General features: G+C 56.5%; 23 protein-coding genes. All 23 read left to right on the plus strand.

The window, feature by feature from the left end; genetic code table 11:
* Window positions 1–26 precede the first annotated feature (26 nt).
* Window positions 27–635, plus strand: coding sequence for a hypothetical protein (locus DFP98_RS05485; protein WP_116059544.1), 609 nt, complete (start codon window positions 27–29; stop codon window positions 633–635).
* Window positions 628–1218, plus strand: coding sequence for a prolipoprotein diacylglyceryl transferase (locus DFP98_RS05490; protein ID WP_116059545.1), 591 nt, complete (start codon window positions 628–630; stop codon window positions 1216–1218). Before DFP98_RS05485 ends, DFP98_RS05490 begins: the two co-directional genes overlap by 8 nt.
* A gap of 414 nt (window positions 1219–1632) precedes the next feature.
* Complete coding sequence (gene rpsB / locus DFP98_RS05495; protein WP_116059546.1) at window positions 1633–2331, plus strand: 30S ribosomal protein S2; 699 nt, start codon at window positions 1633–1635, stop codon at window positions 2329–2331.
* 144 nt (window positions 2332–2475) lie between these two features.
* Complete coding sequence (gene tsf, locus DFP98_RS05500) at window positions 2476–3126, plus strand: translation elongation factor Ts (RefSeq protein WP_116059547.1); 651 nt, start codon at window positions 2476–2478, stop codon at window positions 3124–3126.
* A 67-nt stretch (window positions 3127–3193) separates the two neighbouring features.
* Window positions 3194–3922, plus strand: a complete 729-nt coding sequence (gene pyrH / locus DFP98_RS05505) for a UMP kinase (RefSeq protein ID WP_116059548.1) — start codon at window positions 3194–3196, stop codon at window positions 3920–3922.
* Window positions 3922–4476: a ribosome recycling factor gene (gene frr, locus DFP98_RS05510; protein ID WP_116059549.1), complete on the plus strand. Its 555-nt coding sequence runs from the start codon at window positions 3922–3924 to the stop codon at window positions 4474–4476. Before pyrH ends, frr begins: the two co-directional genes overlap by 1 nt.
* Window positions 4477–4566: 90 nt before the next feature.
* Window positions 4567–5370 carry an undecaprenyl pyrophosphate synthase gene (locus tag DFP98_RS05515; protein ID WP_116059550.1) on the plus strand — a complete coding sequence of 268 codons (804 nt, stop codon included), beginning with the start codon at window positions 4567–4569 and terminating at the stop codon, window positions 5368–5370.
* A 4-nt stretch (window positions 5371–5374) separates the two neighbouring features.
* Window positions 5375–6166, plus strand: coding sequence for a phosphatidate cytidylyltransferase (locus tag DFP98_RS05520; protein ID WP_116059551.1), 792 nt, complete (start codon window positions 5375–5377; stop codon window positions 6164–6166).
* A 47-nt stretch (window positions 6167–6213) separates the two neighbouring features.
* The gene (locus DFP98_RS05525; RefSeq protein WP_116059552.1) at window positions 6214–7356 is read left to right on the plus strand and encodes a 1-deoxy-D-xylulose-5-phosphate reductoisomerase; all 1143 of its coding nucleotides are present in this window, start codon (window positions 6214–6216) and stop codon (window positions 7354–7356) included.
* A gap of 110 nt (window positions 7357–7466) precedes the next feature.
* Entirely contained in the window at window positions 7467–8729 is a 1263-nt protein-coding gene (gene rseP / locus DFP98_RS05530; RefSeq protein ID WP_116059553.1) for an RIP metalloprotease RseP, read from the plus strand.
* Between the two features lie 47 nt (window positions 8730–8776).
* Window positions 8777–10225, plus strand: a complete 1449-nt coding sequence (proS, locus tag DFP98_RS05535; protein ID WP_116059554.1) for a proline--tRNA ligase — start codon at window positions 8777–8779, stop codon at window positions 10223–10225.
* Window positions 10226–10475: 250 nt separating this feature from the next.
* Window positions 10476–14789 (plus strand): PolC-type DNA polymerase III, encoded by a 4314-nt coding sequence (locus tag DFP98_RS05540; protein WP_116059555.1) that lies wholly within the window; start codon window positions 10476–10478, stop codon window positions 14787–14789.
* A 204-nt stretch (window positions 14790–14993) separates the two neighbouring features.
* Window positions 14994–15455: a ribosome maturation factor RimP gene (gene rimP / locus DFP98_RS05545; protein ID WP_116059556.1), complete on the plus strand. Its 462-nt coding sequence runs from the start codon at window positions 14994–14996 to the stop codon at window positions 15453–15455.
* A 71-nt stretch (window positions 15456–15526) separates the two neighbouring features.
* Window positions 15527–16624, plus strand: coding sequence for a transcription termination factor NusA (nusA, locus tag DFP98_RS05550; protein ID WP_116059557.1), 1098 nt, complete (start codon window positions 15527–15529; stop codon window positions 16622–16624).
* Between the two features lie 11 nt (window positions 16625–16635).
* Entirely contained in the window at window positions 16636–16956 is a 321-nt protein-coding gene (rnpM, locus tag DFP98_RS05555) for an RNase P modulator RnpM (protein WP_116059558.1), read from the plus strand.
* Window positions 16940–17272: a YlxQ family RNA-binding protein gene (locus DFP98_RS05560; protein ID WP_116059559.1), complete on the plus strand. Its 333-nt coding sequence runs from the start codon at window positions 16940–16942 to the stop codon at window positions 17270–17272. The genes rnpM and DFP98_RS05560 overlap by 17 nt, the downstream gene beginning before the upstream one ends.
* The gene (infB, locus tag DFP98_RS05565; protein ID WP_116059560.1) at window positions 17265–20471 is read left to right on the plus strand and encodes a translation initiation factor IF-2; all 3207 of its coding nucleotides are present in this window, start codon (window positions 17265–17267) and stop codon (window positions 20469–20471) included. The genes DFP98_RS05560 and infB overlap by 8 nt, the downstream gene beginning before the upstream one ends.
* Window positions 20472–20500: 29 nt before the next feature.
* Window positions 20501–20857 (plus strand): 30S ribosome-binding factor RbfA, encoded by a 357-nt coding sequence (gene rbfA, locus DFP98_RS05570; protein WP_116059561.1) that lies wholly within the window; start codon window positions 20501–20503, stop codon window positions 20855–20857.
* A 21-nt stretch (window positions 20858–20878) separates the two neighbouring features.
* Entirely contained in the window at window positions 20879–21877 is a 999-nt protein-coding gene (locus DFP98_RS05575) for a DHH family phosphoesterase (protein WP_116059562.1), read from the plus strand.
* Complete coding sequence (gene truB, locus DFP98_RS05580) at window positions 21874–22833, plus strand: tRNA pseudouridine(55) synthase TruB (protein ID WP_116059563.1); 960 nt, start codon at window positions 21874–21876, stop codon at window positions 22831–22833. The genes DFP98_RS05575 and truB overlap by 4 nt, the downstream gene beginning before the upstream one ends.
* A gap of 15 nt (window positions 22834–22848) precedes the next feature.
* The gene (locus DFP98_RS05585; protein WP_116059564.1) at window positions 22849–23823 is read left to right on the plus strand and encodes a bifunctional riboflavin kinase/FAD synthetase; all 975 of its coding nucleotides are present in this window, start codon (window positions 22849–22851) and stop codon (window positions 23821–23823) included.
* 161 nt (window positions 23824–23984) lie between these two features.
* Complete coding sequence (gene rpsO / locus DFP98_RS05590) at window positions 23985–24254, plus strand: 30S ribosomal protein S15 (RefSeq protein WP_116059565.1); 270 nt, start codon at window positions 23985–23987, stop codon at window positions 24252–24254.
* A 221-nt stretch (window positions 24255–24475) separates the two neighbouring features.
* Window positions 24476–26575, plus strand: a complete 2100-nt coding sequence (locus DFP98_RS05595) for a polyribonucleotide nucleotidyltransferase (protein WP_116059566.1) — start codon at window positions 24476–24478, stop codon at window positions 26573–26575.
* Window positions 26576–26642 lie beyond the last annotated feature (67 nt).

Consider the following 26642-nt stretch of genomic DNA (forward strand, 5'->3'; position numbering starts at 1 on the left):
ACGGCAAGGCGAGAGGAGAATTCAGGGTGGAACCGTGGTTTTATATTGTTGCGTTCGGAACCGCGATTGCCGGGTTTGCGTGGATGACGCCCAAATCCGGCGACGCCGGTCCCAAGCAGGAGTTCGTCACCGAAGAATCGTACAACCGACTGCTCGAGGATCTGGAGGTGGAGAACGGCGAGCTGCTGGACGCGGTCGCCAAGTTCAAACGCGAGCATGACGGCACGGTCGAGAAGCTTGGACGCAGAATCGTCGAGCTGGAGCAGCAGATGAAGTCGTTGTCGGAACAGCCCCGATACTCCGAAGCGCCAGCGGATTTCACCCCCACGGCTTTGCCTCCTTCTGCGTTACCCGATCAGCAGATCCATGCGTACAGTCTTGAGGAAGCTTCATTGAAATACGATTCGGCTCCTTCTTCAACCGCCGTCTCCGATGAGGAAGCGGCGCAGCCGGAACTAGCGAACGATTCTGAGCCGGAATACGCGCCGACGACGATTCGCGGGCGGTATGCGGAACTGCTCGGCATGCACGAGACGGGCAAGTCCGTCGAGCAAATCGCCAAGGCGACCGGTATGAACAAGGGCGAAGTACAGCTCATTTTGCAATTGGTCAAACGGGAGGAGCAGCATGCGTAAACATCGGAGCTGGCTGATGGGATTCGGAATCGGATTGATTGTCGGCGCGATTATGCTGCAGATGATTCTGTTCGCCGAGAAGCAGGATGCGCCTCTAGCCAAAGAGCCGCTGAAAGCGGAGGAGCTTGCCGACGAAGCGAAGAAGGCAGGTTTGCTGCTGTTGACGCCGGAGCAGTTGGACGCCCGCGTCAACGAGGCGAGGGCGGAGGCCAACGGAAGCGGAGCCGAAGGGCAGGAAGGCGCCTCAGGCCAGCCGGACGACGCCTCGGAGAAGCAGCCGGCCGCAGAGGAACCGGAAGCCTCGGAGTCGAACGCGCCGGCTTCCGAGACGCCATCTGCCGGACAGAACGAGGCGAATCCCGCTAGCGAAACGGAGCCGCAGCAGGTATCTTTATACGTTAGCTACGGGATGAGCTTGACCGAGGTCGGAGAAGAACTGCAAAAGCTGGGCGCCATCGACGACGTTAAGGAGTTTATTGAGGAGACGCGCCCGGTGGCCGCGAAGATGAGGGTCGGGACGATCGTACTTAAGGGGAGACCTACCTATCAGGAGATTATGGACGAACTCGTACGCAAAAAGTAAAGAGGTAGTTCAAAAAGTCCGATTTTGATCACGAAGCATACTCAGGGAGCAAACTCGACGTCGAATCTTGAACTCAGCCGGATCTTCCGGTACTCACGTAGCTTCCACTACGCTTGGCGATCGCTTCCTCATCACCGGTCTTCGTCCAACCTTCTTGGTGCTGAAAATCAAACTTTTTGGACTTTTATTTGAACGGTAGTTCAAAAAGTCCGATTTTGATATAAGAAAATTGCCGGCGCAAAGCGTCGAACCATTGCGCGACGGTTGGCGATATGGTATATTATTTCTCGGTGTAAAAAACACACGCTTTTCAATTCTGTCAACGGTGCTTGTTCGGCGAATGCGGACGAGTTTTGGCGGAAAACGCGAGAAGCGGCGGATGATTCACCAAAAACCATTAGGAGGTGCAGGGAGATGGCAGTTATTTCCATGAAGCAATTGCTCGAAGCGGGCGTGCACTTCGGTCACCAAACACGTCGTTGGAACCCGAAGATGGATAAGTACATCTTTACTGAACGTAACGGCATTTACATTATCGATTTGCAGAAAACGGTTAAGAAAGTCGACGAGGCGTACAACTTCGTGCGTCAACTCGCAGAGAACGGCGGAACGATGCTGTTCGTAGGAACGAAGAAGCAAGCGCAAGACTCCGTTAAGGAAGAAGCGGAGCGCAGCGGCCAATACTACATCAACCAACGTTGGTTGGGTGGTACGCTGACGAACTTCTCCACGATCCAGAAGCGTACGGATCGTCTGCACCAACTCGAGAAGTGGGAACAGGACGGCACGTTCGAAGTGCTGCCGAAGAAAGAAGTTATCATTCTCCGCAAGGAAATGGAGCGTCTTGAGAAATTCCTCGGCGGTATCAAGAACATGCGCAGACTGCCTGACGCCCTGTTCATCATCGATCCGCGCAAAGAGCGCATCGCGGTTGCGGAAGCTCGCAAGCTGGGCATCCCGATTGTCGGCATCGTCGACACGAACTGCGATCCGGACGAGATCGACTACGTTATCCCTGGTAACGATGACGCGATCCGTGCGGTTAAGCTGTTGACGGCCAAGATGGCCGACGCGATCGTCGAATCCCGTCAAGGCGAAGAGACGACGGCTTAATCAAGAAAATTCCGGTTCGAACATACAGTTACGATCGAAGGGTGGTCAGAAGGGTAACTTCTCACCGCCCTTTTTTTCCAAAAAAAATGATCAGCCTCACCTGCGCTTGCAGGCGCGGGGAGCCTATATTCAGGAGGAGTTCCCATGGCAATTAGTGCAGCAGACGTTAAAACGCTCCGCGAAAGAACAGGAGCAGGCATGTTGGATTGTAAGAAGGCGCTGGAGGAAGCAAACGGCGATCTGACGAAAGCATCCGAGCTTCTTCGCGAGAAGGGTCTTGCAGCGGCAGCTAAGAAGGGCGACCGCATTGCGACTGAAGGCGTCGTAGAATCTTACATCCACGCTGGCGGCCGCATCGGCGTTCTTGTCGAAGTTAACTGCGAAACCGACTTCGTAGCAAAGACGGACCAGTTCCGCGCATTCGTGAAAGACATCGCGATGCAAATCGCTGCAGCTAACCCGAAATTCCTGGCTCGCGAAGAAGTGTCTCAAGCAGAGCTGGACAAAGAGAAAGAAATTCTTCGCAACCAAGCGCTGAACGAAGGCAAGCCGGAAAAAATCGTCGACAAAATGGTCGAAGGCCGCATGAACAAATATTACGAAGAAAACTGTCTGATGGAGCAAGTGTTCGTTAAGGACCAAGAGAAAACGATCACTGAGCTGCTGAACGAGAAAATCGCGGCAATCGGCGAGAAAATCTCCATCCGCAGATTCGCTCGCTACGAGCTGGGCGAAGGTTTGGAGAAGAAGACGGAAAACTTCGCGGAAGAAGTTATGGCGCAAGTCAACCAATAAGATTTATCGATCCGGGAACACGGCGTGTTCCCTCTTTTTTAAATATGCATGCTGGAGGTACAAAACGTTGGAACGTCCCGTTTATAAACGCGTGGTATTAAAGGTGAGCGGCGAGTCTCTGTCTGGCAACAACGGTTACGGCATCGACGCGGCGACGATTCTGTCGATCGCGGAGCAGATCAAGGAAGTGATCGAGCTGGGCGTCGAAGTGGCAATCGTCTGCGGCGGCGGCAACATTTGGCGCGGCATTGCGGGCAGCCAGAAGGGGATCGATCGCGCGACGGCGGACTACATGGGCATGCTCGCTACGGTTATGAACTCGTTGGCGCTGCAGGATGCGCTGGAACAGATGGACGTGCCGAGTCGCGTGCAGACGTCAATCGCCATGCAGCAGATCGCGGAGCCGTATATCCGCAGACGCGCCATCCGGCATCTGGAGAAGGGACGTGTCGTCATTTTCGCGGCTGGAACGGGCAATCCGTTCTTCTCGACGGATACGACTGCGGCGCTTCGCGCGGCGGAGATCGAGGCCGAAGTCATTCTGATGGCCAAGAACAAAGTCGATGGCGTCTACAGCGCAGATCCGTTCAAAGATCCAGGCGCGGAGAAGTACGAGCAGCTCACCTACATGGACGTGCTCAACAAAAACCTTGGCGTCATGGATTCGACAGCATCCTCATTATGCATGGATAACAATATTCCGCTTCTGGTATTCGCAATTACGGAGCAAGGCAATATTAAACGTGCCGTCATGGGCGAGAAAATCGGCACGATCGTAAAGGGGAGCATGAACTAATGCCGCAAGCGATTAAAAAAGACGCCGAAGAACGCATGGAGAAGGCGTTGGGCGCGTTAAAGCGCGACTTAGTGACTCTGAGAGCGGGCCGCGCGTCGGCCGCAATGCTGGATCGGGTGCAAGCCGACTACTATGGCTCGCTTACTCCGATCAATCAGATGGGCGCGATCAATACGCCGGATACCCGTACGCTTACAATTACGCCATGGGATAAGACGGCACTGTCCGCCATCGAGAAAGCGATCCAGAAATCGGATCTAGGCCTCACGCCGGCGAACGACGGTTCGATCATTCGTCTGAACATTCCGCCGCTGACGGAGGAACGCCGCGCTGAGCTGGCCAAATCGACGAAGAAGTTCGGCGAAGAGGCGAAGGTGGCGATCCGCAACATTCGCCGCGATGCCAACGACGAGATCAAGAAAAAAGAAAAAGGCGAAATTTCCGAGGACGAGTCGCGTCGCCATCAGGAAGACGTGCAGAAGCTGACGGACAAGTTCGTTGCTGAAGTAGATAAAATTTTGGCCGCTAAAGAAAAAGAAATTATGGAAGTGTAAAGGGTAAGCGCACGACCCCTCCGCAAGGGGGGGTTATTCTCTTTTTGATTGGCTGCAGGATGAGGTGTCGCTACTTAGGGGGAAGCAAAGATGGGTTTGTTCGGAGAATGGCTCCGTAAGCTGCGCGTCGGGGCGTTCACGGCAGAAAAAGTTGCGGAACGGGAACGGTCGGAAGACGGCGAGTTTCCGTCGGGCGACAATATTCCGAAACACGTAGCGATCATTATGGACGGGAACGGCCGCTGGGCGAAGATGAGAGGACTTCCCCGGATTGCCGGACACCATAACGGAATGAAGGCCGTGAAACGCATTACGAAAGCCGCCGACCGCGCCGGCATTGAGGTGCTGACGCTGTACGCCTTCTCCACGGAAAACTGGAAAAGGCCGAAGGCCGAAGTCGAATTTCTGATGAAGCTGCCTCAGGAATTTCTGTCGATCGAACTGGAGGAATTGATCGAGAACAACGTTCAGGTTCGTATGATGGGCGATCGCGGGCAGCTCCCGTCTCATACGGTGGCTGCGGTCGAAGAAGCGGTCCGACGGACCGCGCACAATACGGGTCTCATTCTGAACTTTGCCCTGAACTACGGAAGCAGGCACGAAATGCTGGAGGCGGTCAGGGAGATTGCCCGTCAGGCGGCTGCCGGGCAGCTCGACCCGGAAAAGCTGCAGGAAGCCGATTTCGCGAGCCGACTATTGAGCAGCGAGCTGCCCGATCCGGATCTGCTGATCCGAACGAGCGGCGAGCTGCGGCTCAGCAACTTTATGCTGTGGCAGGCGGCTTATAGCGAATTCTGGTTCACCGACGTGTTCTGGCCGGAATTCAGCGAGCGGCATCTGTACGAGGCGATCAGAGAATATCAGCGGCGCGCGCGCCGCTACGGAGGGCTGTGACGGTATGGGTCAGCGGATCGTTACCGGCGTCGTCGCCGGGGCGATATTCATCGGTTTATTGGTCGCGGGAGGCTGGTATTATAGCGGGCTGCTGTTGGCCATGGCGATTATCGGATATTGGGAATTCGCAAGGCTGAACGGGCAGGCATGGACGCGTCCGGACGTGTTGGTCGGCTTCGTAGCGACGCTGCTGATCGCCTTGCCCGGTCTTCCGTTCGGGGGCGAACTGCCGCCGCTGGGGACGACCGTATGGCTGCTCATGTTCGTGCTGCTGGCCGCAACGGTATTCAGCAAAAATCGCATTCAACTGGAAAATGCCAGCGTGCTGTTCCTCGGAGCGGTCTATGTGGGCATGGGATTTCATTACATGGCGGCGACGAGAGAACTGGAGCACGGCATATTCTGGTCGGCGCTTGCATTCGCTTGTATCTGGGCGTCCGACGCTGGGGCGTATTTCGTAGGCAAGGCGATCGGGCGGACGAAGCTGTGGCCTTCGATCAGCCCGAACAAGACGATCGAGGGCGCACTTGGCGGTCTTGCGATCGCAGTTCTGGTCGGCCTGATCTTCGCTTACGCACAGCCGGAATGGCTCGGCTACGGACGTGCGGCGTTGATCGGCCTGACGGCAGCGGTCGCCGGACAGCTTGGCGATCTGATCCAGTCTGCGTACAAGCGGTTCCGCGGCGTGAAGGATTCCGGCCAACTGCTGCCGGGACATGGCGGAGTGCTGGATAGAACGGACAGCTGGCTGATCGTGTTTCCGCTCGTCCATTTGCTTGGGCTGTTGGCAGGATAATCCGGCGATTGACTACATAAACATAGAGTGGACAGCGGAGGTTGACTATGAAAAAAATAGCCGTACTCGGCAGCACGGGCTCGATCGGTACTCAGACGCTCGACGTGATCTCGCATCGTCCGGAGGATTACGAGGTCGTAGGTCTGGCGGCTGGAGCCAACATCGGCTTGCTGCTTGAGCAGGTGCGGCAATTTAAGCCGCGCTGGGTGTCCGCCGGAACTGCGGAGCTGGCCGCGCAGGTCAGGGCGGAAGCGCCTTCGGACGTTCGCGTCGTGCACGGAGAAGAGGGATTGCGGCAGATTGCGGGCGAATCGGGCGCCAACTACGTCGTATGCGCGCTAGTTGGCAGCCTTGGGCTGACTTCGACTCTGGCGGCAATTGAGGCGGGCGCGGATATCGGTCTGGCCAACAAAGAGACGCTCGTGACGGCGGGGCATCTCGTGATGAGCCGCGCGAGGGAGAAGGGCGTCTCCATTCTGCCGGTCGACAGCGAGCATTCGGCGATTTTCCAGTGCTTAAACGGGGAACCGGCGAAGGCGATCAAACGGCTGATGCTGACCGCTTCCGGAGGAAGCTTCCGCGATCTCGGGCGCGAGCAACTGAAGAACGTCACGGTCGAGGATGCGTTGAAGCATCCGAACTGGAGTATGGGTGCCAAGGTCACGATCGATTCGGCGACGATGGCCAACAAAGGGCTTGAAGTGATTGAAGCCCACTGGCTGTTCGATCTGCCGTACGATCAGATTGACGTAGTGCTGCATCCGGAGAGCATCGTCCATTCAATGGTCGAATTCGTCGACACGAGCGTTATCGCGCAGCTCGGCAATCCCGACATGCGCGTGCCGATCCAATACGCGCTTACCTATCCGGAGCGCGTCGCTTCCCCAGCTTCGCCGCTTGATCTGCTGAAGCAGGGCGCTCTGCATTTCAGGCCGATGAGCTTCGAACGTTATCCTTGCTTGCGTCTCGCTTACGAGTCCGGTAGAGCGGGAGGCACTGCAACGACGGTGTTTAACGCGGCGAACGAGGTTGCCGTCGCACGGTTTCTCCGTGGCGAAATTTCCTTCCTGGCGATCGAGGAAACGATTGAGCGCACGCTCGCGAAGCATGTCTCGTTACCGTCTCCGAGCCTGGAGGCGATTCTCGAGACGGACGCTTGGGCGCGGCGGGAAGCGGAAGCGGTCGGCTGACCCCTGCGGGCTCGCTTGTAACGGCTCGGACAATAATGTTAATCTAAGATCAGCCGAGCCGGAGCGATATGCCCGGACGGTTGCTTTCGAATCGCAAAGGGGTTGGACAGATGGGAAATTTACAGGTTGCGCTGCTGACGATATTAATGTTTTTCTTGCTCGTTTCCTTGCATGAATGGGGGCACTTCTACTTTGCCCGCAGGGCGGGCATTCTCGTGCGCGAATTCGCGATCGGCTTCGGCCCTAAGCTGTTCTCCGTGAAGCGAGGGGAAACTCGCTATACGCTGAGGCTGCTTCCGATCGGCGGCTTCGTCCGCATGGCCGGGGAAGACCCCGAGATCGTCGAGGTGCAGCCTGGGCAGACCGTTGCGCTGCGAGTGAAAGACGATAAGGCGACGCGCATTTATTTGGATCGTCTGGACGAACGTTCGGACGTCATGCGCGGAGAAGTGACGGCGCTCGATCTGGAGAAGCATTTATTCATCACGTTGGACATCGATGGTGACATCGAGCGCTATGCCGTCCACCCTCAGGCGCAAGTGATCGCCAAAGGCAGAGAGACGCAGATCGCGCCGCTTGATCGCCAGTTCGGACATAAAACAGTCGGACAGCGAGCTCTCTCGATATTCGCAGGCCCAGTGATGAACTTCGTGCTGGCTTTCGTGCTGTTCGCGCTGTACCTTGTGCTGCAGGGCATACCTGTCGAGAACTCTTCGAAGGTGTTCATCTCCAAGGTGGTGGCAGGCGCGCCGGCCGCTCAGTCGGGCATTGAAAAGGGCGACTGGGTCAAAACGATTAACGGAGAGCCTGTCGGCGGCGATTTGAACACTATGGTGGAGAAAATCAACGAGTCGGCGGGCAAACCGCTTAATCTGGTCGTCGATCGAGACGGCGTGGAGCTGCCGATCAAGGTGACGCCCGATCCGGAGACGGGGAAAATCGGCATTTATCCGATCGGGGAGATGCGCAGCCCCGGCGCAGTGGAGACGATCCGCTTCGCAGGGAATAACATGGTGGAGATGACACAGGTCATTTTTGAAGGGTTCCGCAAGCTGATTTTCGGAGAGTTCAAGCTGGACGACCTGGGCGGCCCGGTCAAGACGACGCAGGTGACGGTGGAAATCGCGCAGCAGGGGCTGGCGCAGCTGACGCTGTGGGCCGGCATTCTCAGCCTATACTTAGGCATCTTCAATCTGCTGCCGATCCCGGCATTGGACGGAAGCCGGCTGCTGTTCCTTGGACTGGAGGCGATCCGCGGCAAGCCGATCGATCCAAATCGAGAGAGCATGGTTCATCTCGTCGGATTCGCCATGCTTATGCTGCTGATGATCGTAGTTACGTATAACGATATCGTAGGATTGGTCAAAAATTAAGCCGTGCAAAGCGTTTCGCAAGCCTAATCAGGAGTTGGAGGACCGTCATGTCGAAGGATAAAGGATTCGTAACGGAGATTACGCCTCAAGAGGAGGATTTCTCCCGCTGGTATATCGATGTCATTAAAAAAGCGGAGCTGATGGACTATTCGCCGGTGCGCGGCTGCATCGTGTTCCGTCCGGACGGCTACGAGCTATGGGAGAACATGCAGAAGGAGTTGGACCGGCGGTTTAAGGATACGGGGCATCGCAACGCGTATTTCCCGCTGTTTATTCCGGAAAGTTTCTTCACGAAGGAGAAGGAGCATGTGGAGGGTTTTAACCCCGAGCTGCCTTTCGTGACGGAAGCGGGCGGAGAGCAGCTTGAGGAGAAGCTGGCGATTCGTCCGACCTCGGAGACGATGTTCGGCCATATGTACTCGAAGTGGATCAACTCGTATCGCGATTTGCCGTTGCTGATCAACCAGTGGGCCAACGTCGTGCGCTGGGAGAAAAGAACGCTGCCGTTTTTGCGGACAAGCGAGTTTTTGTGGCAGGAAGGCCATACGGCGCACGAGGACGAGGCGGATGCGCGCAGAGAGACGATGCAGATGCTCGACGTGTACACCGACTTCGTGGAGAACGTTTTGGCGATTCCGGTCATCAAAGGACAGAAGACGCCTTCGGAGCGTTTTGCCGGAGCGGTGGACACGTATTCCATCGAAGCGATGATGAAGGACGGACGCGCTGTTCAGGCCGGAACGTCGCACTATCTCGGCACGAAGTTTGCCGTAGCTTTCGACATCAAGTATCTAGATCGCGAGAATACGCAGCAATATTGCCATACGACCTCCTGGGGAGTCAGCACGCGTCTGATCGGCGCGTTGATCATGGTGCACGGCGACGATCGCGGCCTTGTCGTTCCGCCTAAGGTGGCGCCGACGCAAGTGGTGATGATTCCGATCGGCCCGCCGAAGACGCGCGAAGTCGTGATCGGCAAGACGGACGAGTTGTACGCACAGCTGAAGGCTGCCGGCATTCGCGTGCGCGTGGACGACCGCGCCGACGTGTCGCCGGGCTGGAAGTTCAACGAATACGAGATGCGCGGCATCCCGATCCGTCTGGAGCTCGGCCCGCGCGATCTGGAGAACGGTCAGTGCGTGCTCGTCTCCCGCGTGACCGGCGAGAAGAAGTCGGTCGCTCTGGACAATCTTGTCGCCGAAGTGCAGGCGCTGCTGAAGCAAATCCACACGGACATGTACGAGCGCGCGCAATCGTTCCGCGAAGAGAACTTCTTCTCGGTGGATACGCTGGACGAATACAAAGCGGCGATGGAAGAGAAGCGCGGCTTCGCGCTCGCCGGCTGGTGCGGTTCCGACGCCTGCGAGAAGCAGGTGAAGGAAGAGACCGGCGCGACAAGCCGGAATATCCCGTTTGAGCCGGCCGAGAAGAAGAGCAAATGTCTCGTGTGCGGCGACGCGGCCGAGCACACTGTGGTGTTCGCTCGGGCGTATTGATGGAGAAATAACGAGAATAAAAGAGTGTATCGCGATAGATGCCCCGGCGCGCTTGAATCGATACAACTCACTTTGCTTCATTTTTCGACACAATGTGGGTTGCCCGTTCGGTAGCCTTCTAGTAAAATAAATAGAAAGCGCAACGTCAGCTTCTGATGGAAGACGGTGTCCGGATGCGGTTATCCGCGCCGGCCCTTTTCCCGGAAGCTTTTATATTTCAGGGCCATAACGCAAGGAGAGGAACGTGGGAATGCAGCTGACGGATGATAGGCGCAAACGGTTCGAAGTGCTGCTGCAGCAGGCCGAGCTCCCGACCGAGTGGCTGGGGCAGCATTTTCGGGACGGGCACATTGAGCAAGTGGAAATCAGCCGGTCGCGCAAACGATGGACGATTACAGTCGGCAAGGAAACGCTGCTTCCAAGAAACATATATATAGGCACGTTAGAGCGAGTCAAGGCCAAACTTGGACATATCGCTGACGTTGATCTCGTTATGAATTACGAAGCGCAGGTTACAACGGACAGCCTTGTCAAGGAGTACTGGCTCGCTTTTGTGGAACGGATGCAGAAGGAAGTCGCTTCCGTTAACGGCTGGCTCGCGAAAGCGAACGTTAGCGTGGAGGGGGACGTCTTGAACGTCGCGCTGCTGAATGAGACGAACCTTGCGCTGGCTCGCAAGAAAGAAATCGACACCTATGCGGTCAAGTTTTTCGAACGGCGGTTTCTTCGTTCTTTTCGCGTGAAGATGATCGTCGGGGAGACGAGTCCCGATACGTATACGGAATTTACGCAGAAGATCGAGGAAGAAAATCGGGCCGCGATTGAGCAGATTATGGCAAGCGCCCGAGAGGAAGCTCCTGCGGTCGAAGAGGGCGAAGCGCCGCAGGTGCTGCAGCACGGCTACGAGATCAAGGAGCCGCCGGTGCCAATCCAGGAAATTCGCGAGGAAGAGAAGAAGGTGACGGTGCAAGGCGTCATTTTCGGCTTGGAGACGAAGGAGCTGCGGACAGGCAGCACGCTGTTCACCTGCTCGATTACCGATTTTTCCGATTCTCTGTCGATCAAAATTTTCGGCAAAAACAAAGAAGATATCAAGATGCTCAACCTGCTGGCAAACGGCAAGTGGGTGAAGATGCGCGGGAAAATCGAATACGACCGTTTCCTCAATCCGCCGGAGCTGGTCATGTTCCCCAACGATATTCGAGAAATGCCCTCTCCGCCGGAGCCGAAGGATACGGCCGAAGAGAAGCGTGTTGAGTTTCACCTGCACACGACGATGAGCACAATGGACGCGGTTACGCCAGTCGACGTATATATCAAAACAGCGGCCAAGTGGGGCCATAAGGCGATTGCGGTAACGGATCACGGCAACGTGCAGTGCTATCCCGACGCGGCGAAAGCCGGCAAGAAGCACGGAATCAAGGTGATGTACGGCGTAGAAGCCAACGTCGTTAACGATTCGGTCGGCATGGTCATTCAGCCGCGAGAGCAGACGCTTGAGGATGCGGAATACGTCGTGTTCGATATCGAGACGACAGGACTTTCGGTCACCGACAACAAAATTATCGAGCTGGCCGGCGTCAAGATGAAGAACGGTCAGGAGTTTGATCGCTTCGAGACGTTCATCGATCCGCACGAGCCGATTCCGTATAACATTCAGCAGTTGACGAACATTACCGACGACATGGTCAGAGGCGCGCCGGAGCTGGAGCCGAAGCTGAAGGAATTTATCGAATTTGTCGGGGATGCGATTCTTGTGGCGCATAACGCCCGCTTCGACATCGGCTTTATCCAGCATTCCTGCAAACAATTCGGTTTGCCGCCTCTGGACAACCCCGCATTGGATACGCTTGAGGTGGCCCGGTATTTGCATCCGACGATGAAAAATCACCGGCTCAATACACTCGCTTCGCTGTACAAGGTATCGCTTGAAAATCATCACCGGGCGATCGACGATACGGTCGCGCTCGGCGGAATTTTGAACGGATTGCTGAAGGATCTTCAAACCCGCGGCATCAATCAGTTAAACACGCTCAACGGCCTCAACGAGAACGGCTGGAAGACGACGCGTCCGTTCCACTGCGGCATCTACGCGCTTAATGCGGTCGGCAAGAAGAACTTATATAAGCTGATTTCGATGTCTCATACCGAATATTTTCATCGCGTGGCCTGTATTCCGCGGAGCAAGCTGATCGAATACCGCGAAGGACTGCTGATCATCTCCGGCTGCGAGAAGGGCGAACTGTTCGAGACGGTGCTGAACAAATCGATTGAAGAAGCCGAGGAAGTCGCCGCCTTCTACGATGTGCTGGAAATTCAGCCGCTCGACTTCTATATGCACTTGCTGGACAAAGGGCTTGTCGGCAGCAGAGCTTCGCTGGAAGAGGCGCTGCGGCGTATCGTCCGGCTTGGCGAGAAGCTGACGAAGCCGGTCATTGCGACGGGCAACGTTCACTATTTGCAACCACGGGACAAAATTTTCCGCGATATTACGATTCACGGCATTACCGGCTTCAGTCCGCTGAAGGATCAGCGCAAGCCGGACGCTCATTTCCGCACGACAACGGAAATGCTGGAGGCGTTCAAGTTTCTCGGCGACGAGAAAGCTTACGAGGTGGTCGTCACCAACACGTCCGAGCTGGCCGACCGGTTCGAGGAGATCAAGCTGTTCCCCGACGAGCTGTTTACGCCGATTATCGAAGGCGCGGACGACGAAATTCGCAATACGTGTTATGCCACGGCGCGCAGCATGTACGGCGACGAACTGCCGGAGGTCGTGACGGCTCGGCTCGAGAAGGAGCTTGTGCCGATAATCAAGTACGGTTTCTCGGCCAACTATCTTATTTCGGCCCGACTCGTCAAAAAATCTAATGAAGACGGCTATCTTGTCGGATCGCGGGGATCCGTCGGATCGTCGATTGTCGCGACATTCCTCGGCATATCCGAGGTTAACCCGCTTCCGGCTCATTATTTGTGCCGCGTTCCAGATTGCAAGCACAGCGAATGGTTTCTCGACGGCAGCGTGCCCAGCGGCTTCGACTTGCCGGACAAGGCGTGCCCGAACTGCGGCACGATGATGCGCGGGGAAGGGCAGGACATTCCGTTCGAGACGTTCCTTGGCTTTAAAGGGGACAAGGTGCCCGACATCGACTTGAACTTCTCGGGCGAGTATCAACCGAATGCGCACAACTACACGAAGGTCATGTTCGGTGAGAAAAGCGTGTTCCGCGCGGGCACGATCGGCACGGTTGCCGAGAAAACCGCGTATGGATTTACGAAGAAATACGAGGAAGAGCACGCCAAGTCGTGGCGCGGCGCGGAGGTGGGCCGGCTTGCAGCGGGCTGCACAGGCGTTAAGAGAAGTACCGGACAGCACCCGGGCGGTATCGTCGTTGTGCCGGATTATATGGAAGTGGAAGATATTACGCCGGTGCAGTACCCGGCCGACGATACAAGCGCGGAGTGGAAAACGACGCACTTCGATTACCACGCCTTCGACGCGAATCTGCTCAAACTCGATATTCTGGGACACGACGATCCGACGATGATGCGGATGCTGCAGGATTTGACCGGCGTCGATCCGACGACGATTCCGATGAACGATCCGAAGGTCATGAGCCTGTTCAATTCCGTCGAAGCGCTCGGCGTGTCGCCGCAGCAGATTCGTTCGCCCGTGGCGACGTTCGGCGTGCCGGAGATGGGAACGCGCTTCGTGCGCCAGATGCTGGAAGAGACGAAGCCGGCCTCGTTCGCCGACCTGCTGCAAATATCGGGGCTGTCGCACGGAACCGGCGTGTGGCTCGGCAACGCGCAAGAGCTGATCAAGAACAATACGTGTACGATCAAGACGGTTATCGGCTGTCGCGACGATATTATGCTTTTCCTCATTTATAAGGCGGGCATGGACGCCTCGCTGGCGTTCAAAATTACGGAAAGCGTGCGTAAGGGCAAGGGGCTTACTCCGGAGTGGATCGAGGAGATGAAGCGCTGCAAGGTGCCGCAGTGGTACATCGATTCGTGCTTGCGCATCGAGTACATGTTCCCGAAAGCGCACGCCGCGGCCTACGTTATTTCTGCAGTGAGAACGGCCTACTTCAAATTGTATTATCCGATCGAATATTATGCGACGTACTTCTCGGTGCGCGCGGGCGACTTCGACGTCGAGCTGTTCTGTCAAGGTTACGATGCGATTTTGAAAATGCTGCTCGAAATCGAGGAGAAGGGCTTCCAGGCGACGACGAAAGAGAAGAACATGATCTCGATACTCGAGATGGGGCTGGAAATGACCGCGCGGGGCTTCAAGTTCAAAACGGTCGATCTGTACCGCTCCGAAGCGACTCGTTTTATCGTAGACGGAGACAGCTTGATTCCTCCGTTCGGCGCCATTCCCGGCGTCGGCGAGAACGCGGCGCGCAATATTGCCGCTTCGCGCGAAGATGGCGATTTCCTGTCGATCGAGGACTTCCAGCAGCGTTCCCGGGCAAGTAAAACGATCGTCGAGCTGCTGACCGGACTCGGCGCGTTCCGGGGGCTGCCGGAGTCGAACCAGCTTAGTCTGTTCTAGGGACGATGGCGGGCGCTCAGGAAAGTTGTGGTTGCCAGAGGCTGTAAGGTTATGTTATATTATTTTTGGTAATCATGTGGATAACACTGTCTGCAGAAGAGTGGGGAAACCCACTCTTTCCGTTTTGTCTACGGGTCTGTAAGGCTGCGAGGACGTCGCGGAAGGCTGCGGCCATCCATTTGGAACATCGGGAGGTATACCTTTTTGAATTCACCGCAAATCAAATCCATCGTGGAAAACTGCGCGACCTCCTACCTGGAGGAGAACGGGTTGGAACTGGTGGACGTGGAATACGTGAAAGAGGGAAGCAACTGGTTTTTGCGTATTTACGTGGATAAGGAAGGCGGCATCGACATCGACGATTGCGGCCGTTTTTCCGAATTCATCAGCGTTAAGCTGGATGAGCTGGACCCGATCACAGACGCGTATTTTCTGGAGGTCAGCTCGCCCGGCGCGGAGCGTCCGCTCAAGAACGCGCAGGACGTCGTCAAGGCGGTAGGCAAGCACGTTTTCGTGACGACCTACGAGAAGCTTGACGGAGCCAAGGAGTTTGAAGGACGTCTAGAGGAATTCGACGGCACGACATTGATTGTGACGGTCGGACGCCGCAAGCAGGCGATCCCTTACGATAAAGTGGCTTCCGCAAGGCTGGCCATCGTTTTCTAATCTATTAACGAGGACGCGGGCTGCAGCAATAGCTGCGGCAGCCGCGTATATTGAGGAGGAATTAGGGAGCCATGAGCATGGAGTTTATCGAGGCGCTGTCCGAAATCGAGCGAGATAAGGGCATTAGCAAGGATGTCCTGATCGAAGCTATCGAAGCGGCACTTATCTCCAGCTACAAACGCAACTTTAATACGGCGCAGAACGTTCGCGTGGACATCAACCGGACGACGGGCTTGATTAAAGTGTACGCGCGCAAGACGATCGTGGAAGAGGTGCTGGATCCGCGCATGGAAATCTCTCTGGAGACGGCCAGAGCGATCAATCCGCACTATCAGATCGACGACATCGCCGAGATTGAAGTGACGCCGCGCGACTTCGGAAGGATTGCCGCGCAGACGGCGAAGCAGGTCGTCACGCAGCGCATCCGCGAGGCGGAGCGCGGATTGATCTACCATGCGTTCGTAGACAAAGAGCAGGACATCGTTACCGGAATCGTGCAGCGGATGGACTTGCGCAACCTTTACGTCGATCTTGGCAAGGTCGAAGCGGCGCTGCCGATCACCGAGCTGATGCCGACCGACAAGTTCAAGCAAGGGGATCGCGTCAAATCTTTCATTACGAAGGTTGAAAACACGAGCAAAGGCCCGCAGATCATTTTGTCGCGCACTCATCCCGGCCTGCTGAAGCGGCTGTTCGAACTCGAGGTTCCGGAAATCTTCGACGGCACGGTCGAAATTCGTTCGGTCGCGCGGGAAGCCGGCTTCCGTTCGAAGATCGCCGTATACTCCCGCAACGAGGAAGTGGATCCGGTAGGCTCCTGCGTCGGGCAGCGCGGCACTCGCGTGCAGTCGATCGTCACGGAGCTGAAAGGCGAGAAAATCGACATTGTCCGTTGGTCCGAAGCGATTGACGAATATGTGGCGAACGCGCTCAGCCCTTCCAAGGTGCTGGAGGTTATCGTGTTCGAAGCGGAGAAGATGGCGCGGGTAATCGTGCCGGACTATCAGCTTTCCCTCGCGATCGGCATTAAGGGCCAGAACGCTCGTTTGGCTGCGAAGCTGACCGGCTGGAAAATCGATATTAAGAGCGAGACGCAGGCTGAGCAGGAATACGGACGTCCGAAATCGAGCGGAGCTACGATGCACCAGGACAGCGTATCCATCGACTGAGGGGGATCGCCGTGAGACCAAGGAAAATTCCGCAGCGCAAATGCGTCGCTTGTCAGGAAATGATGGCGAAGAAAGAACTGATCCGAATCGTGCGCTCTCCGGAGGGAGAGATCCACATCGATCTGACCGGCAAAAAGCCGGGCCGCGGCGCATATCTGTGCGGCAAGGTCGCTTGCTTTAAGCTGGCGAAGAAGTCGAAAGCGTTCGAGCGCGCCTTGAAGACGCCGGTCGGCGCGGATATCTACGATCGTTTGGAAGCCGACTTCATTCAGGTGGAAGAGGAATTCCAGGCGAACAAGGAGCTGGTGGGCGACGATGAAGATGGCCAATAAGGCGTTGTCCCGGTTAGGTCTGGCGACAAGGGCGGGCAAGCTGATCAGCGGGGAAGAGATTGTGCTGAAGGCGATCCGCTCGGGCGAAGCCAAGCTTGTACTGCTCGCCGGCGACGCTTCGGATAATACGAGAAAAAAAGTTACAGATAAATGCAACAGTTACGGTGTACCATTGCTAGTCGGTTTTACGCGATTCGAACTGGGATCGGCTGTAGGCAAACCCGAACGCGTTCTGTTCGCGGTAACGGATCGAGGATTCGCCGATATGCTGGCCGCCGGTTGGAATCAACACTCGGAGGTGGAGAATATTGAGTAAGCAAGATCAAACGGATAACAAGGATAAGCTAAGGGTTTACGAATACGCCAAGCAGCTCAATATGAGCAGCAAGGAAGTTATTACGATTTTGAAAAGAATGAACATGCCGGTTAACAATCACATGAGCGTGATGGAAGACGGCATGACGGGCGCGGTGGAGAAGTTCTTCCGCGATATTAAAGCGAACGCGGCCGCGAAAATGGCCCAAGCCTCCGCCAAGCCGGCGGCGGCTCCCGCTCCTGAGCGGGAGCGTCGTTCGCAGCCGAGCGGACAGAGCGCAGCTTCTGGCAGCCAGCAGCAACAGCAACCGCGTCCTGCGGCTCAGGTTCAAGCTTCGACGCCGCAACAAAGTCCTGCGGCGCCAGCTCCGGCAGCTTCAGAGTCGGCAGCGCCAACGGCTAAGGTGTCTTCGGCGCCTGCGCAGGATACGAGCGCTTCTTCGTCCGCACAACAGCCGCAGTCTGAGTCGCGCCCACAAGGGCAAAGCGAGGGCGGCAGCGGTCAAGGCGGCTCCAGCAACCGCGATGGCAACCGTCCGCAAGGCGGAGGCCAAGGCGGCTATGGCAATCGCGATGGCAACCGTCCGCAGGGCGGAGGCCAAGGTGGGTACGGCAATCGCGATGGCAACCGTCCGCAGGGCGGGGGCCAAGGCGGGTACGGCAATCGCGATGGCAACCGTCCGCAGGGCGGAGGCCAAGGCGGGTACGGCAATCGCGACGGCAACCGTCCGCAGGGCGGAGGTCAAGGCGGCTACGGCAACCGTCCGCAAGGCAGCGGTCAAGGCGGAGGCCAGGGCGGCTACGGCAACCGTCCGCAAGGCAGCGGTCAAGGCGGAGGCCAAGGCGGCTACGGCAACCGTCCGCAAGGCGGAGGCCAGGGCGGTTACGGCAACCGTCCGCAAGGTAGCGGTCAAGGCGGAGGCCAAGGCGGCTACGGCAACCGTCCGCAAGGCAGCGGTCAAGGCGGAGGCCAGGGTGGCTACGGCAACCGTCCGCAAGGCAGCGGTCAAGGCGGAGGCCAAGGCGGTTACGGCAACCGTCCGCAAGGCGGAGGCCAAGGCGGCAGCTACGGCAATCGTCCGCAAGGCAGCGGTCAAGGCGGAGGCCAAGGCGGCTACGGCAACCGTCCGCAAGGCGGGGGTCAAGGCGGCAGCTTCGGCAATCGTCCGCAAAGCGGAGGTCAAGGCGGCGCGGCGACGCGTCCGGGCCAAGGATTCGGCGCAGGCCGCAGTCCGGCTCCATCGGCTGCGGGGGCCAGAGGCGGTCGCCCGGGAGACAGCAGCAGACCGGCGGGCCGCGATGGCAAAGGGCGTCCGGGCGAGAGTGATTTCAAACGTAAAGAAAACAACCGGTTCGACGACGGCAGAACGAATTTCAGAGGACCGAGAGGCAAAGGCGGCAAGAACGCTCGCAAGAGCAACCAGCCTCCGCGCGAGAAAATCGACAATACGCCGAAGAAGGTTATCGTTCGCGGCAATATGACGGTAGGCGAATTGGCGAAGTTGCTGCACAAGGACGCCTCCGAAGTGATCAAGAAGCTGCTGCTGATGGGCGTTATGGCCACGATCAACCAGGATCTGGATCTGGATACGGTTCTGCTCGTCGTTTCCGATTACGGCGTCGAAGCCGAAGTGAAAATCGTCGTCGAGGATACGCAGTTCGAGACGACCGAAGAGAACGACGATCCGGACGATCTCGTTAACCGTCCTCCTGTCGTTACGATCATGGGTCACGTCGATCACGGTAAAACGACATTGCTCGACGCGATTCGCGAGACGAAAGTTGCAAGCGGCGAAGCCGGCGGAATTACGCAGCACATCGGCGCTTACCAAGTCGAAATCAATGGCAAAAAAATTACGTTCCTCGATACGCCGGGTCACGAAGCGTTCACGACGATGCGTGCCCGCGGAGCGCAGGTTACCGATATTACGATTCTCGTAGTTGCTGCCGACGACGGCGTCATGCCGCAGACGGTAGAGGCGATCGCTCACGCGAAAGCGGCCAACGTGCCGATTATCGTAGCAGTCAACAAGATCGACAAGCCGAGCGCCAACCCGGATAAAGTCAAGCAAGAGCTGACCGAGTACGGTCTTGTACAAGAGGCATGGGGCGGAGACACGATTTTCGTCGAAGTGTCCGCGAAGCAGCGCTTGAACTTGGACGGCTTGCTGGAGATGATCCTGCTCGTCGCCGAGGTGAACGACTACAAGGCGAACCCGGACAAACGGGCGCGCGGTACGGTTATGGAAGCCGAGCTGGACAAAGGAAAAGGGCCGGTTGCCCGCATCCTCGTTCAGAACGGTACGCTCAAAGTGGGCGATGCGTTTGTCGCAGGCGACTGCTTTGGTCGAATTCGCGCCATGACGAATGACCGCGGACGCCGGATCAAGGAAGCGGGACCGTCGACCCCGGTGGAAATTACCGGTTTGACGGAAGTGCCGCAAGCAGGCGATCCGTTCATGGTATTCGAGGACGAGCGCAAAGCGCGGGAAATTTCCGACAAGCGTTCGATCAAGACTCGTCAATCGCAGATGAAAGCGAACCAGGCGGTTACGCTGGAAGATCTGTTCAGCAAAATCAAAGAAGGCGACATCAAGGAGCTCAACGTTATCCTCAAGGCCGACGTTCAAGGTTCTCTGGAAGCCCTCAAAGGCTCGCTTGAGAAAATCGAGATCGAAGGCGTTCGCGTTCGTACGATTTACAGCGGCGTAGGCGCGGTTACGGAATCCGATATTATTCTTGCATCGGCTTCCTCCGCAATCGTCATCGGCTTTAACGTACGTCCGGAGCCGCGTGCTCAATCGATCGCCGAGCAGGAGAAGGTCGACGTCCGACTGCACTCGATCATCTACAAAGTGATCGAAGAGATCGAGTACGCGATGAAGGGAATGCTCGATCCGATCTTCAAGGAGAAGGTGACCGGCCACGCGGAAGTTCGCGATATGTTCAAGGTGACGAAGGTGGGCACGATTGCCGGCTGTATGGTCACCGACGGCAAAATATTGCGGAACGCGGAAGCTCGCCTGCTGCGCGGCGGAATCGTCGTCTACACGGGCAAGATCGACTCGCTCAAGCGCTTCAAGGATGACGCGAAGGAAGTTTCGGAAGGCTATGAATGCGGAATTACGCTTGATAAATTCAATGACATTCAACTGGGCGACGTTATCGAAGCCTTCGTCATGGAGTCCGTTGAGCGTTAATCCCAGCAGCACGTGAAGGTGGGATCTGAATGGCTAAGTTTCGAGTCGGACGGGTCGGCGAACAAATTAAAAAAGAAATCAGCAACGTCATCCAGACGGAGCTGAAAGACCCGCGCATTGGTTTTATAACGGTAACGGGAGTGGATCTAACCAACGATCTCTCCCTTGCCCGAGTTTATTTGAGCATTCTCGGCAGCGAGGAGCAGAAGGAAGAGACGCTGAAGGCGCTCGGCCGCGCGAACGGATTTCTGCGCTCGGAGTTGGGGCGGCGGGTGAAGCTGCGTCATACGCCGGCGATCGAGTTCCGCTTCGATAGCTCCATCGCGTATGGAAGCCATATTGAAGATCTGCTGCAGCAGATCAATCAACAATCTCAAGAGTCTTAAAGCCCGAGGGGAGGGAACGGCATGTGGGCCGAGCAATTAAAGGAAGCGGCCGCTTTTATCCGCGATAGGGACGACTTTCTGATCGTTTCTCACGTGCAACCCGACGGCGATGCGATTAGCTCGACGGTAACCGTAGCTTGGATGCTGGAAAAGCTGGGGAAGCGGTACACGATGCTGAACGAGGGCGCCGTGCCTTCCCGGCTACGGTTTCTATGGAAAAGCTCTGACATCCATGCAATGGACAACAACGACCAGCCGGAAGGAAATTCGCCGGTCAGACAGTATCGGAACGTCATTTGCGTCGATTGCGCCGATTATGCGAGGGTTGGGCGCACGGCGGCATGGTTCGCTCCGGATGCCGAGCTGCTCAATATCGATCATCATCCGACGAACAACGGCTTCGGCCGAGTGAATCTGATGAAGTTCCATGCGGCCGCCACAGCGGAAATTTTGTTCGAGCTGCTGGATGAGCTGGGAATGGAGCCGGACGCCGATGTGGCGACCGCAATCTATACGGGTTTGCTGACCGATACTGGCGGCTTCCGCTATTCCAGTACGTCTCCGCTCGTCATGGCGATGGCTTCGCGGCTGCTTCAGGCCGGCGCGAACGGGCCGGAGCTGGCGGAACATCTGCTGGAGCGGATGACGCCTGGACAACTGCGTATATTGCAGCGCGGCCTGTCCAGACTTGAGCTGAGCGAGGACGAGCGAATCGCCTGGCTCTGGGTCACTTCGGAGGATTTGGAGGAGACCGGAGCGACGAATGAAGATCTGGAAGGTCTCGTTAACTATCCGCGCAATATCGAAGGCGTCGAGGTCGGTCTGCTCTTCAAACAAAATGGAGAGCAATCGGTTAAAGTCAGTATGAGATCCGCCGGCAAGGTGAACGTGGCGGAAGTGGCCCAACGTTTCGGCGGAGGCGGCCATGTCCGCGCTGCGGGATGCAGGTTCACGGATCCGTTGCCGGAGGTTATCCGACTGACGATCGAAGAGGTGCGGAAAGCGTTGGAGGCATTATGACGGACGGCAAGCGGAACTGGGAAGGCGTGCTTGCCATTTGGAAGCCTGCCGGCTGGACGTCGCACGACGTTGTCGCCAAAGCGAGGCGGCTGCTACGCGAGCGCCGCATCGGCCATACGGGAACGCTGGATCCGGCCGTCACAGGGGTTCTGCCGTTGTGCGTCGGTCGTGCGACCCGTCTGGTCGAATATTTGCAGGAAGCGCCCAAAACGTATCGAGCCAAACTTAGATTCGGCATCGCGACAGATAGCGAAGATCTGAGCGGCGAAATTATCGAACGGAAGGACGCTTCGTTCCTGACCGAACCCGCGATCAGGGAAGCCGTGTTTTCCTTTGTCGGCGAGATCGATCAGATTCCGCCGATGGTATCGGCCGTAAAGGTCGACGGTAAACGTCTGTATGAACTGGCCAGACAGGGGATAACCGTCGAGCGCAAAGCTCGCCGGGTAACCATTCACCGAATCGACGTGGACGAGGTGACAGCCGGCACGGACGAGCCCGAAGTGACGTTTACGGTCGCCTGCTCCAAAGGCACTTATATTCGTACATTATGCGTGGACATCGGACGGAAGCTCGGCGTTCCGGCGGTGATGGCGGAGCTCGTTCGCCTTGAAAGCGCCGGAATAAGCCAGGAGCACTGCGTAACGCTTGAGGAGATTCCGGGGCTGATCGAGAAGGGCGAGATGGACGGCAAGCTGCTTGCAGCGGATAGGCTGCTTACTCAGCTGCCTTCGACGAGCGCCGCGGAGCAGGAATCGCGATACGCGCTTCAAGGCAAAGGAATTCGGACAGAGCGGCTGCGGCCCGTTCCGGACCGGCAAGGGTTGTGGAAGCTCTACCGCTCGGACGGCGTTTTTCTCGGTTTGTTTTCCGTGGACGAGACGACGGAGTGGATCCGCCCCGTTAAGGTGTTTCATCCTTCGGAAGATCAGCCGCATGACAGTCAGTCCGATTAAGCAGGAGGGCATCAGGTGGAACGGATTCAATTATCAGTTGCGAATGTAACGGAAGGCTTGCCCGAAGGTGCGGCCAAAAACGGACTCTCGCTCGCAATCGGCTTTTTCGACGGCGTTCATCTGGGACATCAGGAAGTGATTCGTCAGGCCGTTGCATCGGCGAGGGAGAACGGCTGGGCGTCGGCCGTCATGACGTTCGATCCGCATCCGAGAGTCGTTCTAGGGCACGGCTCGCAATACGACGGAGTGTTAACCCCTCTGGAGGACAAGCTGGCTCTGATCGCCGAGTTGGGCGTGGATACGGCTTACGTTATTCGTTTTGATCGCGAGTTCTCCGAGGTAACCGCCGAGCAATTTGTGAAATCGATCATTGTTCCTCTTGGCGTCAGGGAGACCATCGTCGGGTTTGATTTTTCGTTCGGTCATCGCGGTCAAGGCAAAGCGGAGACTCTCAGGAATGTCGGAGAGCTTCAGGTACAAGTTGTTTCCCCGGTGTTTTTGAACGACAGCAAAGTGAGCAGCACGCGGATTCGCGCGCGGCTTGAAGAAGGGGATTGCTCCTCTGCTTCCCGGCTAATGGGCAGGCCTTACCTGCTGAAGGGACTTGTCGTTCACGGAGATGCGAGAGGCCGTCAGCTCGGGTATCCGACGGCTAACCTGGAGCTGATCCAACCTTATGTAATCCCGCAACGGGGCGTGTATGCGATTGAAATCGATGTGCTGTCTGATGCGGGAACGGCGGAAAGCCGTCATAACGGAGTGTTGAACGTGGGCTATCGGCCTACGTTTGACGCCCCGGGAGGCGCACTGAAGCTGGAAGCGCATCTGTTCGACTTCGACGGCGATTTGTACGGGCGACATTTGGCGTTGCGATTTCATTCCTTCCTGCGTCCCGAGAAAAAATTCGAATCGATCAACCAACTGATTGAGCAAATTGCCAGCGATTCGGCGAAGGCGCGCGAGATCTTCTCGGTGAAAGCTCGCGATTAATGCATTGTGAATGTACTTTAAGTTGTGTTATAATATACAACGTTGTCATCGAGAGGCAGCCGCCTATCGTTGCGACACGCAATGTGAACCTTAGCTTGGCGAAACGTTCTCACCGACGTCAGCTCGGCTACAGGCGATTTTTAAGAAGGAGGTGAACAAGGATGGCATTGACGCAAGAACGCAAACAAGAATTGATCGAAGAGCACAAGTTGCACGCTACGGACACCGGTTCGCCGGAAGTTCAAATCGCTATCCTTACGCAGAACATCAACAATCTGACAGCACACTTCAGGGAGCACAAGAAAGACCATCACTCCCGTCGCGGTCTGCTTATGATGGTTGGTCAACGCCGTAAGCTGCTGGCATACTTGAAAGCGAAAGACGTTAGCCGCTACAGCGCCCTGATTGCCAAATTGGGTCTGCGTCGTTAATTTGTATTCGAATGAAAGCAACCTGGCCACTTCGTACGGGGCTTATCGCCCTAACAGGCGCTCAGGTTGCTTTTTCCCTATATATGAGCGGGGAAACAATGAAACAATGAACATGATGCCTAAGACAAGGCTTGGCAGGAAATAATGGGAACAGTGTCGAAAGTACATAGGATTGCAAGACGTGACGAGCGCAAGCTCGCATTTAGAGGAGGGAATTGGTTTTGGAACAAAGCGTGGATATGCAGCTTGGCGGCCGCCCGTTTTCTTTGGAAACCGGACGATTGGCCAAACAGGCCAACGGCGCCGTCGTTGTACGTTATGGTGAAACGGTAGTACTCTCTACCGTGACGGCTTCCAGCGAGCCGAAGGATCTGGATTTCTTCCCGTTGACCGTGAACTATGAAGAGCGGTTGTACGCGGTAGGCAAAATTCCTGGAGGATTCATTAAACGGGAAGGAAGACCGAGCGAAAAGGCGATATTGGCCAGCCGTTTAACGGACCGCCCGATTCGTCCGTTGTTCCCGGAAGGCTTCCGGAATGACATTCAGATCGTTAACCTGGTGCTCAGCGTGGATCAGGATTGCTCTCCGGAAATCGCGGCGATGATCGGAACCTCCGCAGCGCTGTCGATCTCCAACGTGCCGTTTAGCGGACCCGTCGGAGGCGTTATCGTCGGAAGAATCAACGGCGAGTTTATCGTAAACCCGACGCAGGAGCAGGAAGTGATCAGCGATTTGTACGTCGTCGTAGCGGGTACCCGCGATGCGATCATGATGGTTGAAGCGGAAGCGAACGAAGTGTCCGAGACGGACATGCTGGAAGCGATCATGTTCGGCCATGATGAGATCAAGAAGATCGTTGATACGATCGATCGTCTCGTAGAGGTCGCCGGTCAGCCGAAAATGGAAGTGAAGCTGCACAGCGTGGACGCAGATGTCGAAGCCGCAGTCAAATCGTACGCGCAGGATCGACTGGTCGAAGCTGTACGAATAGCCGAGAAACATGCGCGCCAGGAAGCGATTGACGCGATCAACGCCGAAACGGTCGAGCATTTCACCGGAGTGTATGCCGAAGCGCCGGAGAAGCTGGGCGACGTTAAAGAAGTGCTGTACGACATCGTCAAGAACGAAGTTCGTCGTTTGATTACGCACGACAAGGTGCGTCCGGACGGCCGCGGACTATCGGAGATTCGTCCGATTTCCTCGGATACCGCGATTCTGCCGCGGACTCACGGATCCGGCTTGTTCACGCGCGGACAGACGCAGGCGCTTAGCGTATGTACGCTCGGACCGCTTGGAGAAGTTCAGATTCTCGACGGCATCAGTCCGCAGGAATCGAAGCGCTTCATGCATCACTATAACTTCCCGCCGTTCTCGGTCGGGGAAGCTCGCCCGCTTCGTCCGCCAGGACGCCGCGAAATCGGCCACGGCGCATTAGGCGAACGCGCGCTGCTTAAAGTGCTTCCTTCGGAAGTGGAATTCCCGTACACGATTCGTCTCGTGTCGGAAGTATTGGAGTCGAACGGCTCTACGTCTCAGGCGAGCATTTGTGCAAGCACGCTGGCGATGATGGATGCGGGCGTACCGATCAAAGCGCCGGTAGCAGGCGTCGCGATGGGCTTGATCAAGGACGGCGACCATACGTCGATTCTGACCGATATTCAAGGGATGGAAGACCATCTCGGCGATATGGACTTTAAGGTTGCGGGCACATCTGCCGGTATTACGGCAATTCAGATGGACATCAAAATCGACGGCATCGACCGCTCCATTTTGACGGAAGCTCTGGATCAAGCCAAAGAGGGTCGGATGTTCATTCTCGGCAAAATGCTTGAGACGATCACCGAGCCACGCAAAGAGCTGAGCAAATACGCTCCGAAAATTTTGTCGCTCAAGATCAACCCGGACAAAATTCGCGACGTTATCGGTTCCGGCGGCAAGATCATCAACAAAATTATCGAAGATACCGGCGTCAAAATCGATATCGAGCAAGACGGCACCGTGTACATCGCTTCGACGGACGAAGCGGCGAACCAACGCGCCCGCGCGATTATCGAGGGCATCGTTCGGGAAGTCGTCGTTGGCGAAGTGTATACCGGAACGGTCAAGCGTATCGAGAAGTTCGGCTGCTTCGTGGAAATTTTGCCGAACAAGGACGGGCTGATCCACATTAGCCAGTTGGCGAACGAGCGCGTGGCTAAAGTCGAAGACGTCGTCAACATCGGCGATCAGATTGAAGTCAAGGTGACCGAGATCGACAATATGGGCCGAATCAATCTGTCGCGCAAAGCGCTGTTGAATTCCGAACAAGTGTCGGTGTAATCAAACGCGATAACGCCATATGATGGACAAAAGAGACTCCTAAGCGAAGGTCTCTTTTTGTTTGTAT

This window comes from Cohnella phaseoli (assembly GCF_003386235.1).
GTDB classification, from domain to species: Bacteria; Bacillota; Bacilli; order Paenibacillales; family Paenibacillaceae; genus Cohnella; species Cohnella phaseoli.